The following is a 12,582-nucleotide window of genomic DNA, read 5'->3' as shown; positions in this document are numbered from 1 at the left end:
GACCTTGATCGGCTCGGAAGGCCTCACACAGAAGTGTGTGAGGCCTTCTCGCGTATCCAGGGATGGGCACGCATGTCACGTTGTCGCAAGACGCGCGGCGATAGAATAGGTCCATCAGACCGGTCTATGACCAGGCGAGGTAGTCGACGGCGCCGCGCAGTGCACTGAAGGAGTTCTCCCATGCCGAAGCAGCTCAGCGGGCTGAGCACCGCACTGGACGGAAAGGGAGCGAAGCATGTGCAGCTTCGCGAGTTATTGCGCGAGTACATCCTTCAGCATGCGGAACCGGGCACCGCGATTCCTTCTGAACGCAAGCTGACGGAGCACTTTGGGGTAGCCCGGATGACAGTCCGGCATGCAATTGATGCGCTGGTGGCCGAAGAGGTGCTGGAGCGGATCGTAGGTCTGGGCACCTTCGTCGCGCATACCAAGGTCGACCTGCAGATGAAGCTCACCTCATACAGCGAGGAGATGCACCGGCGCGGTATGGTCCCTGATGCTCGGGTGCTCAGCTTCGAGCAAATGGCAGCGACCCCGCTTATTGCTCGTGAGCTGAAGATTGAGCAGGGTACTCCCGTCGTACGTTTTCGGCGGCAGTTGCTGGCCGACCGCGAACCTATGAGCGTCGACGAGAACTTCATCCCTGCCCACCGGGTTCCAGGGATCCTCGATGATGAGCCACCGACGTCGCTGTACAACGTGCTCAGTGAGCGGTACGGGCTAGTGATGGAGTGGGGCGAGGACACGGTGGAGGCGACCGCCGCATCGCCCTCTATTGCCCGCCTGTTGAACGTGGAAATGGGCGCACCGCTGTTGAAGATCCAGCGTCATGCCTATGTTGCACGAAGTATGGTTGACTATTCGGTTTCCTACTACCGCGCGGACAGATACAAGCTTTGGGTGCCCCTCCAGCGTCCAGGGGTGCGGACACCCCGAACGTACACCGCAAAGCGCTTCAACTGAAGCGTCTGGTCTGGTCCAGCAACGATCCGTCACCCGCTGCGAGGCAGAGTCACTGCTGCAGCGGCCCAAGTGGCAGCGCTTGGCAGCGCTGCAGCCGGCGCAATCAATGAACGCACTCCCGTGAACGCAATCCGATGAGGGAAAACGTCAAGAACGCAAAAGCGGGCGGGACACACGATGAAGTGTGTCCCGCCCGATTTTGCTATGGCCATAGGAGACGCTTAGTGGCTCGAGATAGAAGCCTTGTCGTGTTCGCTGGCAACCTCGCCGTGATGCCCATGCGAGTGGGCTTGCTCGAGTTCGGCCGGCGTTACCGGTGCCACGCGGTCTTCGAAGAAGAAGCGTGACGCCAGGGCGCGGCGCTTCTCGCCCTTCGAAACGTGGCCGTTCACATCCGGCTGGGCAGTCAGAGCCTCGGGAGAGTCGAAACTGACGAGCTTGTACCGCTTGTACTCGTCCACCGGCTCGTGGACCTCGATGAACTCACCGTGCGGAAGCCGGACAATGCGGCCTGTCTCGCGTCCATGAAGCACGATCTCGCGATCCTTGCGCTGCAGGGCGAGAGCGATGCGACGGGCAACTACGAATCCGATAACCGGTCCTAGGATGACCAGTGCACGCAGCCAGTAAGTTACGTCGTTCAACGACACCATGAAGTGGGTGGCGATGAGGTCGGAGCTGGCCGCTGCCCACATCACGCAGTAGAAGACGACACCTGCCACGCCGATACCCGTGCGGGTCGGGGCATTACGCGGGCGGTCGAGCAGATGCTTCTCACGACGGTCCTTGGTTACCCAGGCTTCGATCCAGGGCCACGCGAAGAGCAGCGTGAAAACAATACCTGCCGGCACGAGCGCCGGGAAGAGCACGTTCAACGAGAGCGTGTTCGTTCCCCAGGGAAGGGGGATGTTCCACTCGAACGGGAAGTTGCCCAGGACGCCCGGCATGAGACGAAGAGCGCCGTCGACCCAACCGATGTACCAGTCCGGCTGTGTGCCTGCAGATACGGGGGAGGGGTCGTATGGTCCGTAGTTCCAGATCGGGTTGATCGTGAACGCGGCGGAGATGGCGGCGATGATGCCGAAGACGATGAAGAAGAATCCACCGGCCTTGGCGGCGTACACCGGTCCGACCGGGTAACCCACAACGTTGTCGTTGGTGCGGCCCGGGCCAGGGAACTGCGTGTGCTTGTGAACTACCACCAGGAAGAGGTGAATTGCGATCAGGAGCAGGATCATTGCCGGGATGAGCAGGATGTGAAGCACGTAGAGGCGCGGGATGATCACCGTGCCCGGGAACTCACCGCCGAAGAGGAAGAAGCTGATGTACGTGCCCACAACGGGTATCGACTTCACGACGCCGTCGATGATGCGCAGGCCATTACCGGAGAGCAGGTCATCGGGGAGCGAGTAGCCGGTGAATCCTGCGGCCATCGCCAGGATGAGCAGGACACCGCCGATTACCCAGTTGAGTTCACGGGGCCGACGGAAAGCGCCGGTGAAGAAGACGCGAAGCATGTGCACGGACACCGCGGCAACGAAGAGCAGCGCCGACCAGTGGTGAACCTGACGCATGAAGAGTCCACCGCGAATATCGAATGAGATATCGAGGGAGGATGCGTACGCCATGGACATCTCTATGCCTCGAAGGGGCACGTAGCTTCCATCGTAGTGAGTCTCAGCCATCGACGGGTCAAAGAAGAACGTCAGGAATGTGCCCGAGAGCAACAGGATCACGAACGAGTAGAGCGCAACCTCGCCGAACATGAATGTCCAGTGGTCGGGGAAGATCTTGCGCCCGAACTCCTTGACAATGGCGGATCCGCCAACGCGGGTGTCGACGAAGTTGGTGATCTTGCCGACGCTGGTTTTGGGCTGGTACTGGTGTCCAGCTGCCGAGCTGCTCATGTCAGCCACGCTCCCAGTAACTTGGTCCTACGGGTTCTTGGAAGTCGCTCGTCGCTACCAGGTAGCCTTCCTCATCAACGGAGATGGGGAGCTGGGGAAGCGGCCGGGCGGCCGGGCCGAAGATAACCTTGCATTCCTGTGTCAGGTCGAAGGTTGACTGGTGGCACGGACACAGCAGGTGATGGGTCTGCTGCTCGTAGAGGGCTACCGGGCAGCCCACATGGGTACAAATCTTTGAGTAGGCGACGATGCCGTCGTATCCCCAGTCTTCGCGTCCCGGTGACGGGTTGAGCGATTCCGGGTTGAGGCGCATCAACAGGACAACTGCCTTTGCCTTCTCCTCCAGCTTGTGCTCGGACTCATTCAGACCTTCCGGAATGACGTGGAAAGCGGAGCCGATGGTCACATCGGAGGCCTTGATCGGAGTTCCGCTCGGGTCGCGGGTGAGGCGTACTCCCTCGTCCCACATCGTCTGACGCAGCACGTCTCCCGGCAGCGGACCGAGGTCGCGGAAGATTGCGACGGCAGGGAAGATTGCGAGGACGCCGGCGCCCAGGAGGGTGTTGCGAATGAGCGGACGACGCTTGATTCCGGACTCCTCGAGGATGTCGCCGACGATCTTCTCAGCATCTGCCCGATCAGCCTCCGGACGGATCTCGTGGCGATCCTCTGCGATCTCGTGGTCGGGCATGAGGGTCTTCGCCCAGTGGACGATACCTACACCGATACCGAGCATTGCGAAAGCCGTTCCCAGGCCAAGCAGAAGGTTCTGCAGGCGGAGGGTTCCGATCGTCTGATCCAGCGGGATGAAGAAGTACCCGAAGAAGAAGAGAAGGGTGCCGAGGATGGAGATCAGGAAAAGCACTCCGACCTGGCGCTCGGCGCGCTTCTCTGCGCGGGGATCTGTGTCAGCCAAGCGCGGCCGGTGCGGCGGAAGTCCAGGGTCCTGGAACTTCTGCACGCTGCCCTGACCGGGCTTAGCTACGGTAACCGCGTTTTCCGGGCTGCCGTGACTATGGTCGGCCATGATCCCTCTCATCCTTCTTTAGAAACTTCACTCATCAATCCTGTGTAACTAGTTCTTTGCTGCGCCTCGGCCCGCTATGAGGAGCGGGAGGTGAGCCAAACAGTGAAAGCGATGATCACTCCGAGTCCAGCTACCCAGATGAAGAGACCTTCGGAGACCGGACCGAGCGAACCGAGATCCGCGCCACCGGGGGAACCCTGTTCCTCAATGATCTTTAGGAACGCAATGATGTCCTGCTTGTCCTCGGGAGTGATGTTCGCATCACTGAAAACCGGCATGTTCTGCGGACCGGTCACCATGGCCTCGTAGATGTGCTTTTCGGTGACACCCTCGAGGGTCGGCGCGAACTTACCCCGGGTAAGAGCGCCACCAGCTGCAGCTGCGTTGTGGCACATGGCGCAGTTCACGCGGAACAGCTCACCGCCGGCGGCCGGGTCGACTTCCTCACCGGAGGTATCGAGCAGTTCTTCGCTCGGGATGGCAGGGCCGGCGCCGAGGGACGCAACGTAAGCAGCCATCTGCTGAATCTGCTCTTCGGTGAACTGGACCGGCTTCTGCAGTGCCTGCGGGCCCTGCATCTGGAGCGGCATGCGCCCGGTTCCCACCTGGAAGTCAACCGACGCAGCACCGACACCGATGAGCGACGGACCGTCTTCGGTACCAGCGGCGCCCATGCCGTGACAGGTAGCGCAGTTGGCGACAAAGAGCTTCTCGCCTTCTTCGATGTCGCTGGCGGAAACGCTGGTTTGTGCTTTGGCCTCGTTCGCGTTGCTTGCGACGGCGTAGATGCCACCTGTTAGCAACAAGCCCATGAGCAGCAGCGCTATTGCTGCCAGGGGGTGACGCCGCCTCTGCGAAAGTGCCTTCACGTCCTGTTTCCTGCCTTCTGTATTGCCTTGATACGTTCAACGATTGGTGTCAGCCACCGTCGCGACCGCCACGCTAATTCTACCCCGGGTAGAAAAGGGTTCAAGAGAAATCTACTTCAAGAAATAGATGATGATGAACAAGCCGATCCACACCACGTCGACGAAGTGCCAGTAGTACGAGGTAACGATCGCCGATGTCGCCTCGAAGTGGCCAAAACGCTTCGCGGCGTATGCGCGTCCAATGATGAACAGGAAGGCGATGAGGCCGCCGATCACGTGCAGTCCGTGGAAGCCGGTGGTGATGTAGAAGGACGAGCCGTAGGCGTTGGCTGACAGGGAGATTCCTTCAGCGACGAGCTCTGCGTATTCGTAGGCCTGCACAGCAACGAAGACCGCGCCCATGATGAAAGTGAGCAGGTACCACTCGACCATTCCCCACTTCGCGACGTTCAAGACTCCGCCGACCCTGCGCGGCTGGAGGCGCTCTGCGGCGAACACGCCCATCTGGCAGGTGAACGAACTCGACACCAGGATGATGGTGTTGATCAGGGCGAACGGCACGTTGAGCTTTTCCGTCTCGGCGGCCCAAAGCTCGCCGGAGGTCGAGCGCAATGTGAAGTACATGGCGAAGAGTCCGGCAAAGAACATAAGTTCACTGGAGAGCCATACAACGGTGCCAACCGAAACCATATTCGGGCGGTTGAGTGTTGGATGCGCAGTGGAGCTGGGGGCATGGGTCGCTGTCGTCACCCTGACATTATGTCTCTAAAAGTTCCCACTTCACCAATGCGAAACAGCGTCGGCGTGCCCTGTCGGTACCCCCGAGGGCACGAGTTGCCCGTAATGGCGCGGGAGTAACAACGGGATGACTTTCTACAATTCGTAGATAACCTAGGAGAGTGACTGCGATTTCTGCTCCGGACGCCCCTGCAACCAGTTGGCCGCAGCTGATCTCAAAGCTCATTGAGGGGAAGGATCTAACGGCTTCCCAAACACGCTGGGCAATGGATTCCATCATGGAGGGGATTGCCTCCCACGCTCAGATTGCCGGCTTCCTCGTCGGGTTGCGCTCCAAAGGGGAGTCGGTCGCGGAGCTGACAGGACTCGTAGAAGCAATGCTGGCCCGAGCCCATCGCATCAACGTTCCCGGTCCGGCGCTCGATATCGTCGGTACCGGGGGAGACGGGCTGAACACACTGAACATTTCCACCATGTCTTCCCTGGTTGCGGTGGGTGCCGGTGCCAGGGTCATCAAGCACGGCAACCGCGGTGCATCCTCGTCTTCCGGAGCCGCTGACGTCATCGAGGCTCTGGGCGTTCGGCTCGATCTTTCGGTGGACGACGTCGCCAGGTCGGCCGAGGAAGCCAACATCACTTTCTGCTTCGCCCAGGTGTTCCACCCATCCATGCGGCATGTCGCTGTTCCACGCAGGGAACTCGGCGTTCCGACCGCCTTCAACTTCCTCGGCCCTCTCAGTAATCCGGCGGGCGTCGAAGCGCAGGCGCTCGGTTGTGCCAGCGAGCGTATGGCTCCGCTTATGGCGGGGGTCCTGGCGGCCCGGGGGATCCGCGCCCTGGTATTCCGCGGAAGCGACGGCCGGGACAAGCTGACCACGAGCGGCTCATCGACTGTCTGGGAGGTCCGCGGAGGGATCACCACGGAGCAAACTGTTCATCCTGGGGACTTCGATCTGCCGGTGGCAACCGTCGAGGCGCTCAGGGGTTCAGACGCTCAAAGCAACGCGAAGGTGGTGCGCCGCCTGTTGGCGGGGGAGACCGGTCCGGTGCGCGACGCCGTCGTGCTGAATGCGGCGGCAGGCCTCACCGCACTGGACACCGAGCACTCGGCGCCGCTCGTGGAAAGGATCCGGACCAACATGGCGCGCGCGCAGGAGTCCATCGACTCAGGCGCGGCGCAGGCCGCACTGGACCGGTGGGTCGCGGTCACCCGGGGGTAGGTTCGGGTTCAGCCTTCGAAGCCCAGGTTCAGCCTTCGAAGCCCAGGGAGAAGGCGGCGTCGAGGTCGTGATTCGAGTAGGACCGAAACGCAATCTGGGTGGTAGTGGATTCGACGCCCTCCACCTTTGAGAGCCGGTCGGCGATGACGTCCGCCAGGTCCTCGTGGCGGTTGACCCGTGCGATGGCGATGAGGTCCCACTCGCCGGTGACGGAATACACCTCGCTGATCCCCTCAAGCTCCGAGATCTCCTGTGCACATTCGGGAATGCGGGAAGCATCGGTCTGAATGAGTACGAAAGCTGTGATCATGTGGCGGCTCCTTGGTTCTGACTGGGGGAGTGAGGGGCTGGCCGCTGCTGCGTGTGGCGCCCTCGAAACTTCAATACTCGTGCTGCAATGCTCCGCGGGACAACCAGAAACACTCCGAGAACGCAGAGTGTGACCATCTGGAAGGACAGCGCCGCACTCTCACCCAGGGCAACGCGAAGCAGCAGGCCGCCGCCTGCTGTAACAAGCCACATGGGAATCGCCGTCCGCACCACGTTGGTCGGCTGTCGCCACGCGCGAAGAAGCAAGGAGGCTGCGACGTAGGCAATGAGGAAGGGGAGCGCGGTGCTCAGAATGCCCTGGGGCGAGAGCGTCCCGTAATGGGAGAGGCGGCCGAGGAGCGCGAAGAAGGCAATCAGCACGACGTCGACGGCGAGCCAGGGCACGTAGCCTCGCTTGTGCACGCCCCACCCGCCGCCACTTGCGCTCGTCATGGATTCAGCCTAATGGTTCCGGGCGCCGAAACCGGCGTTCCGCACGCAGCGCGGGCACCGCAGCAGCCCGAGTGGATCTGTTCCATAGCAGCAAGCCGGGTTCTACCCTTGAAACATGTGCAGGAATATCAGGACACTTCATAATTTCGAGCCCGCAGCCACCAGCGAGGAGGTTCATGCGGCTGCCCTTCAGTACGTCCGCAAGGTCAGCGGCACCACCAAGCCGTCCCGGGCGAACCAGGAGGCTTTCGATCGCGCGGTCGAGGAAATCGGCTTCATCACTGAAAGGCTGTTGTCGGAACTGGTCACCACAGCGCCGCCGAAGGACCGCGACGAGGAGGCCGCCAAGGCGAAGGAGCGCTCGGCCCGCCGTTTCGCCACAGCCTGATTACCATCACGCGGGCCGCCCCAACCCTCGCAGTACTGGGCGAAGAACCCTCCGTGGTGCACTATATGGTCACGGAGTGCTCCGTAAGCGTGCCTTGACCAGAGGCACCGGTCGCCCTCCGCTAGTGACACGAGGAGACCGTTATGAGCACGCGCTTGAACCCGTACCTTGGCTTTCGTGACACCGCCAAAGAAGCGATGACCTATTACCAATCGGTCTTCGGCGGCGAATTGACGCTCAGTACGTTCCGCGATTTCCAGGCCAGCGAAGACGAGAGCGAGCTGGACAAGATCATGCATGGAATGCTGACCACCGAGAGCGGGATGGTCATCATGGCGGCAGACACCCCGAACAGCATGGACTACACCCCGGGCAACACATTTTCCATCTCCCTCAGCGGCGAGAATGAAAGTGAGCTGCGGGGATACTGGGACCGCCTGGCCGGAGATGGATCGGTGACCGTGCCACTTGAAGTTGCCCCGTGGGGTGACCACTTTGGAATGTGCACGGACAAATTCGGCGTGGCCTGGCTGGTCAATATCGCCGGTGCGCCGCCGCAGGCATAATCCTGGTCAGCGTTGCGTCGGGGGGAGGCGGAGCTGGAGTTCAGTCCCGCCCTCTTTCGGTTAGTTGACATAATGTCGATTATCGGCACTTTCGGAGCGTCGCACGGAAGGGGTCAACACAGCGTTTCCCTTCGGGTTGTCCTCGTTGTCCTGTGCGTGACGGAGATCTCCAGTTGGGGCATCCTGTTCTACGCCTTTCCGGTCCTCGCGGGCGAGATCAGCTCGACAACCGGCTGGACACTGCCGGCCGTGAACGGAGCGTTCTCTACCGCATTGGCTTGTTCGGCTTTCACCGGGCTGGTCGTCGGCCGGGTGTTGGACCGCCGCGGTCCGCGCACCGTCATGACGCTGGGATCCGTCCTTGCTGCTCCGGCGCTCTGCCTGGTAGCCATCGCGGGCAATCTGCCGACGTTCTTCGCCGGTTGGGCATTGGCGGGTATCGCCATGGGAATGGTGCTCTATCCACCGGCCTTCGCGGCGGTGACGCGGTGGTGGACGAATCGCCGTACACGCGCGCTGACAATTCTCACAATCGTCGGCGGGCTGGCCAGCACCGTTTTTGCACCATTGACAGCAGTTCTGACCGCCGCCGTCGGGTGGCGCACCACGTACCTGATCCTGGCGGGCTTTCTCTTCATCGTCACCGTCCCGGCGCACTTTTTCGGGCTGAGACGACCGTGGGTGCCCAACCACACCGCTTCGTCCGGATCACAGCTCACCCAGCTACCGCCGTCGGAAATTATTCGGAGTTTGCCGTTTGCGGCGCTTGTCGGCGCAGTCAGCCTTACCGCTCTCGCCTCCTTCGCGGCCGTCGTCAACCTTGTTCCGCTACTGACGGAACGGGGAATCGGCACTGCCCTTGCGGCGACAGCGCTGGGAGTCGGCGGGATCGGTCAGGTCGTGGGCCGGCTAGGTTACGGCTTGTTCGAGCGGTTGCCCCTCAGAACCCGTACTGTGGCCATTCTGCTGGCGGCAGGGTTAACGACGGCGCTGCTCGGCCTGGCAGAAACCCTCACCGCCGCGATCATCATCGCCCTGGCGGCTGGAGTGACCCGCGGGATCTTCACCCTGTTGCATGCAACCGCCATCACGGACCGCTGGGGTCCGGCGCATTACGGCCGGTTGACCGCCCTCTTGGCATCGCCCATCGCTCTTGCGACCGCGCTCGGACCGTGGGTCGGAGCGGGCCTCGCCGCCATTCTCGGCAGTTACTCGCAAGCCTTCCTCGTTCTCGCGGGGATCAACGCGCTGGCGGTCATCCTGGCCCTCTACAGCGTGCCGCGAGCCGCGCCGCCCAGCCGCGCGTCGACCCTAGGATAGGACGATGGGCACTTACACACGCGAGGAAATCCGCGCCCGGGTCCGCGACGTCGTCAATGAAACAGCACCAACGATCGTCCAACTGGGCGATCCTGTGCTGCGGACCCCGTCGGTTGTTTTCGACGGTCAGCTGGACGATGCAGAACTGGCTGAACTCCTGGTGACCATGCGCAGGGCCATGCAGAACGCGCCCGGTGTCGGCCTGGCAGCCCCGCAGCTGGGGATCCCCCTGCGCATTGCCGTCATCGAGGACGTCATCCCCCAGCCCGATGAGATTTCCCGGGTCCGCGAGCGCCCGCCGTTGCCATACTTCGCCGTCATTAACCCGACGTACACGCCGGTCGGACGCGACACGGCGTCATTCTTCGAGGGCTGCCTGTCCTTCAGCGGCTGGCAGGCGGTGGTCGAGAGGCACCGTACCGTCCAGCTGGAGTATCTGACCCCTGAGGGTGTGCAGGCCACGCGGCAGTTCACCGGGTGGCCTGCACGGATCGTGCAGCACGAGACCGATCACCTGAACGGCGTGATCTACATCGATAAGGCGAACACACGGTCACTCGTGAGTAGCGCCGCATACAGCGAACGCTGGTCGCAGCCCGGGATCGACCTGGCCCAGCGTTCGCTCAACTTCTAGGCAGGCTGGTTCTTCTTGCTCGGCAGCTTGTCTGCCCACCACCGGAGGATGTGCTCGAACCTCTGACGCCGATGCCAGGGGGTACCGGATCGCGAAAGCTCATGCGTCTCCCCCGGGAAAATCAGCATCTCCGTCTCTACCCCATGACGTTTCAGGGCCGTGTAATACCGCTGTGCCTGTTCGAGCGGGCAGCGCAGATCTTCCTCTGAATGAATGACGAAGGTAGGTGTTCGCACCTTGTCCACATGGGCATACGGGCTCTGCGCACGGACTTTCTCGGGATCGGCGCCCGTGTAGGCCTCCGAGAAGAACCACCCGATGTCCGAAGATCCGATGAAGGATTCCGGATCCAGGAACCCGCGCTCGACGACGGCGCCCTGGAAGCGATGATCGTTGGCAACCAGCCACGCCGTCAGATAACCGCCGTAGGAGCCTCCCATTACACCCAGCCGGTCGCCGTCGAGCTGGGTGTACTTCAGGACTGCACCCTCGAGGAACGCGAGCACGTCCTGCATGTCCACTGTTCCCATGGCCTCCTTGATGACACGGCCGTGCTCCTGACCGTAACCGGCGGCACCCCGAGGGTTGCACATAACGACTGCGTAGCCGGCCTCGACATACACCTGTGCCTCGTCGAAGTAGCCCCACCCGTACTGGGCGTATGGTCCGCCGTGAATGTTGAGAAGTACCGGATGCGGGCCGTCCCCTTCGGGAACCATTACCCAGCCGTGGACCGGGTAGCCGTCCGGAGCGCTGAAGGTCTCCTCCCGCAGCTCGGCTATCGTGGTTTCGCTGCGGAGACCTGCGGAGAAGTCGGTCAGCCGCTTCAGTTCCCGGCCGTCGACGAGGGCGACCTCACCCATGGTGAGCGGGTCGGTGTAGGAGACGACGACGGTGGCACCTGTAGTAGCGGCTCCCGTCACGACGCAGTCACCGGCGGCAAGCGTCTGCAAGGTCCCGTCCGGATCGATGCGTAGGAGGTCGTTTGCTCCTCGCCTGCGATTGAAGACCAGCACTCCGCCATCGCCGGCCGGAACGACTTCGCTGACCTCCCCCAAGTCGAAGGTTTCGGGATCGGTCAGCAATCGAGGCTGACCGGGAGCGTCCGCCGGAGCGACGTAGAGGGCCGTATTCCTGGCGACGAAATCGAGACCGGTGGGTGAGAGAGCGCTACCGAGGTAGTAGAGCCACCGGCCGTCCTGGCTGTGCACCGGGGACCCGCAGGTGAGCAACTCACCGGTCAGATTGCTCAGGCGCTGCCTGTCCGTTCCGTCTAGCGCGATCGAGTAGATGTCCGAGCGGAGACTGGTTGCGGAGTCGGGTTCGAGGGCGGCGCTGAAGATGATGCGCGACCCTTCAGCGTCGAAGCGCGGCGCCGAATGGTCAGCGTCCGCGTCCGTAAGCTGCTTTGCCGAAGGAAACTCGCCGGATGCTGGTTCTTCGGCGGAACGTGCCGCACGTCCCACCGGCTTGATGTAGGGCTCCTCCCCCAGAACCGGCACGTCCAAGAGGAACAGCTGAATTCGTTTGTCCCCGGTATAGCCCACGCCGTTCATCTGGTACTTGTAGCCGGTGATCAGTCGCGGATCCTCCTGACCAGCTGCTACGCCGTCCACGGTTCCGTAGCGACCGTCCTGCGGGACTCGTGCGCTGAAGACAATGTGCCCGGAACCGGGAGACCACTCGAAATCGGAGACGCCGAGGGGTTGATCGCTGAGCTGCCGGGGCTCCCCTCCCCCGCTGTCAACAATGAACAACTGCGGTTTGCCGCCCTGGGAAGCCCGCAGGAAGGCGATGACTGCACCGTCCGGGGAAAACTTCGGTGCGGTGTCGCGGAAGCCCCGGGTGATTCGACGGGGAGAACGGCTGTCCAGCGGCACCTCCCACAACTGGCCGACGGCGGCGTCGGAATCGTAATCGGGTCGGGTCACGGAGACCACACAGCGAGTGGCGTCGGGATGGAGCGAGGGTGTGCCCACGGAGTTCAACAGATTGAGTGTGTTTGGTTTCACAGTCCGAGACTATGCCCGCTGGGTGCCGCCGCTCAAAGCGGCAGCGTCGACACCTACGATGGTTGGGTGTCCTCATTCCCCGGAAATATTCTTATGTGTCCGGTTTGTCGTGATCGGCTGGACGCAGGTCCCACCTTCACGTCGGAGACATCGACGCAACAGGGGGGCAGGCCCCG

Annotated in this window: 13 protein-coding genes; 6 read left to right on the top strand and 7 right to left on the bottom strand. The window is 62.2% G+C overall.

Annotated elements, in window-relative coordinates:
• Positions 1 to 180 precede the first annotated feature (180 nt).
• Complete coding sequence (locus tag M1D74_RS08635; protein ID WP_309123629.1) at positions 181 to 963, top strand: GntR family transcriptional regulator; 783 nt, start codon at positions 181 to 183, stop codon at positions 961 to 963.
• Between the two features lie 221 nt (positions 964 to 1,184).
• Here M1D74_RS08635 and qcrB read toward each other — a convergent pair whose 3' ends face one another.
• From qcrB to ctaE, 4 genes are all read right to left on the bottom strand, one after another.
• Entirely contained in the window at positions 1,185 to 2,870 is a 1,686-nt protein-coding gene (qcrB, locus tag M1D74_RS08630) for a cytochrome bc1 complex cytochrome b subunit (protein WP_309072081.1), read from the bottom strand.
• A gap of 1 nt (position 2,871) precedes the next feature.
• The gene (qcrA, locus tag M1D74_RS08625; RefSeq protein WP_458115089.1) at positions 2,872 to 3,897 is read right to left on the bottom strand and encodes a cytochrome bc1 complex Rieske iron-sulfur subunit; all 1,026 of its coding nucleotides are present in this window, start codon (positions 3,895 to 3,897) and stop codon (positions 2,872 to 2,874) included.
• A 74-nt stretch (positions 3,898 to 3,971) separates the two neighbouring features.
• On the bottom strand, positions 3,972 to 4,766 hold the full coding sequence (gene qcrC / locus M1D74_RS08620) for a cytochrome bc1 complex diheme cytochrome c subunit (RefSeq protein ID WP_309072083.1): 795 nt from the start codon (positions 4,764 to 4,766) through the stop codon (positions 3,972 to 3,974).
• Between the two features lie 111 nt (positions 4,767 to 4,877).
• On the bottom strand, positions 4,878 to 5,516 hold the full coding sequence (ctaE, locus tag M1D74_RS08615) for an aa3-type cytochrome oxidase subunit III (protein ID WP_309072084.1): 639 nt from the start codon (positions 5,514 to 5,516) through the stop codon (positions 4,878 to 4,880).
• Between the two features lie 149 nt (positions 5,517 to 5,665).
• Between ctaE and trpD the strand changes: the two genes are divergently transcribed.
• Positions 5,666 to 6,724 (top strand): anthranilate phosphoribosyltransferase, encoded by a 1,059-nt coding sequence (gene trpD, locus M1D74_RS08610; protein WP_309072085.1) that lies wholly within the window; start codon positions 5,666 to 5,668, stop codon positions 6,722 to 6,724.
• A 28-nt stretch (positions 6,725 to 6,752) separates the two neighbouring features.
• Here trpD and M1D74_RS08605 read toward each other — a convergent pair whose 3' ends face one another.
• Complete coding sequence (locus M1D74_RS08605; RefSeq protein WP_309072086.1) at positions 6,753 to 7,034, bottom strand: Lrp/AsnC family transcriptional regulator; 282 nt, start codon at positions 7,032 to 7,034, stop codon at positions 6,753 to 6,755.
• Positions 7,031 to 7,486: a DUF3054 domain-containing protein gene (locus tag M1D74_RS08600; protein WP_309072087.1), complete on the bottom strand. Its 456-nt coding sequence runs from the start codon at positions 7,484 to 7,486 to the stop codon at positions 7,031 to 7,033. Before M1D74_RS08600 ends, M1D74_RS08605 begins: the two co-directional genes overlap by 4 nt.
• A 115-nt stretch (positions 7,487 to 7,601) precedes the next feature.
• Between M1D74_RS08600 and M1D74_RS08595 the strand changes: the two genes are divergently transcribed.
• From M1D74_RS08595 to M1D74_RS08580, 4 genes are all read left to right on the top strand, one after another.
• The gene (locus M1D74_RS08595; protein ID WP_309072088.1) at positions 7,602 to 7,874 is read left to right on the top strand and encodes a DUF2277 domain-containing protein; all 273 of its coding nucleotides are present in this window, start codon (positions 7,602 to 7,604) and stop codon (positions 7,872 to 7,874) included.
• Between the two features lie 143 nt (positions 7,875 to 8,017).
• Positions 8,018 to 8,440 carry a VOC family protein gene (locus M1D74_RS08590; protein ID WP_309072089.1) on the top strand — a complete coding sequence of 141 codons (423 nt, stop codon included), beginning with the start codon at positions 8,018 to 8,020 and terminating at the stop codon, positions 8,438 to 8,440.
• 72 nt (positions 8,441 to 8,512) lie between these two features.
• Positions 8,513 to 9,760, top strand: a complete 1,248-nt coding sequence (locus M1D74_RS08585; RefSeq protein WP_458115088.1) for an MFS transporter — start codon at positions 8,513 to 8,515, stop codon at positions 9,758 to 9,760.
• 4 nt (positions 9,761 to 9,764) lie between these two features.
• The gene (locus M1D74_RS08580; RefSeq protein WP_458115087.1) at positions 9,765 to 10,394 is read left to right on the top strand and encodes a peptide deformylase; all 630 of its coding nucleotides are present in this window, start codon (positions 9,765 to 9,767) and stop codon (positions 10,392 to 10,394) included.
• On the opposite strand, the gene M1D74_RS08575 is transcribed toward M1D74_RS08580, so the two are convergent.
• Entirely contained in the window at positions 10,391 to 12,406 is a 2,016-nt protein-coding gene (locus M1D74_RS08575; protein ID WP_309072092.1) for a S9 family peptidase, read from the bottom strand. The genes M1D74_RS08580 and M1D74_RS08575 overlap by 4 nt on opposite strands.
• Positions 12,407 to 12,582: the final 176 nt, after the last annotated feature.

This window comes from Arthrobacter sp. D2-10 (assembly GCF_054161285.1).
The sequence above is the reverse complement of the archived record's forward strand: the minus strand, read 5'-3'. Positions and strand labels throughout refer to the sequence as shown.

Excerpts from the sequence above, each read along its gene's own strand:
- M1D74_RS08590 (WP_309072089.1), top strand. The coding sequence starts at position 8,018 with ATGAGCACGCGCTTGAACCCGTACCTTGGCTTTCGTGACACCGCCAAA.
- M1D74_RS08580 (WP_458115087.1), top strand. The coding sequence starts at position 9,765 with ATGGGCACTTACACACGCGAGGAAATCCGCGCCCGGGTCCGCGACGTC.
- qcrB (WP_309072081.1), bottom strand. The coding sequence starts at position 2,870 with ATGAGCAGCTCGGCAGCTGGACACCAGTACCAGCCCAAAACCAGCGTC.
- M1D74_RS08605 (WP_309072086.1), bottom strand. The coding sequence starts at position 7,034 with ATGATCACAGCTTTCGTACTCATTCAGACCGATGCTTCCCGCATTCCC.
- M1D74_RS08585 (WP_458115088.1), top strand. The coding sequence starts at position 8,513 with ATGTCGATTATCGGCACTTTCGGAGCGTCGCACGGAAGGGGTCAACAC.
- qcrA (WP_458115089.1), bottom strand. The coding sequence starts at position 3,897 with ATGGCCGACCATAGTCACGGCAGCCCGGAAAACGCGGTTACCGTAGCT.
- M1D74_RS08635 (WP_309123629.1), top strand. The coding sequence starts at position 181 with ATGCCGAAGCAGCTCAGCGGGCTGAGCACCGCACTGGACGGAAAGGGA.
- M1D74_RS08595 (WP_309072088.1), top strand. The coding sequence starts at position 7,602 with ATGTGCAGGAATATCAGGACACTTCATAATTTCGAGCCCGCAGCCACC.
- M1D74_RS08600 (WP_309072087.1), bottom strand. The coding sequence starts at position 7,486 with ATGACGAGCGCAAGTGGCGGCGGGTGGGGCGTGCACAAGCGAGGCTAC.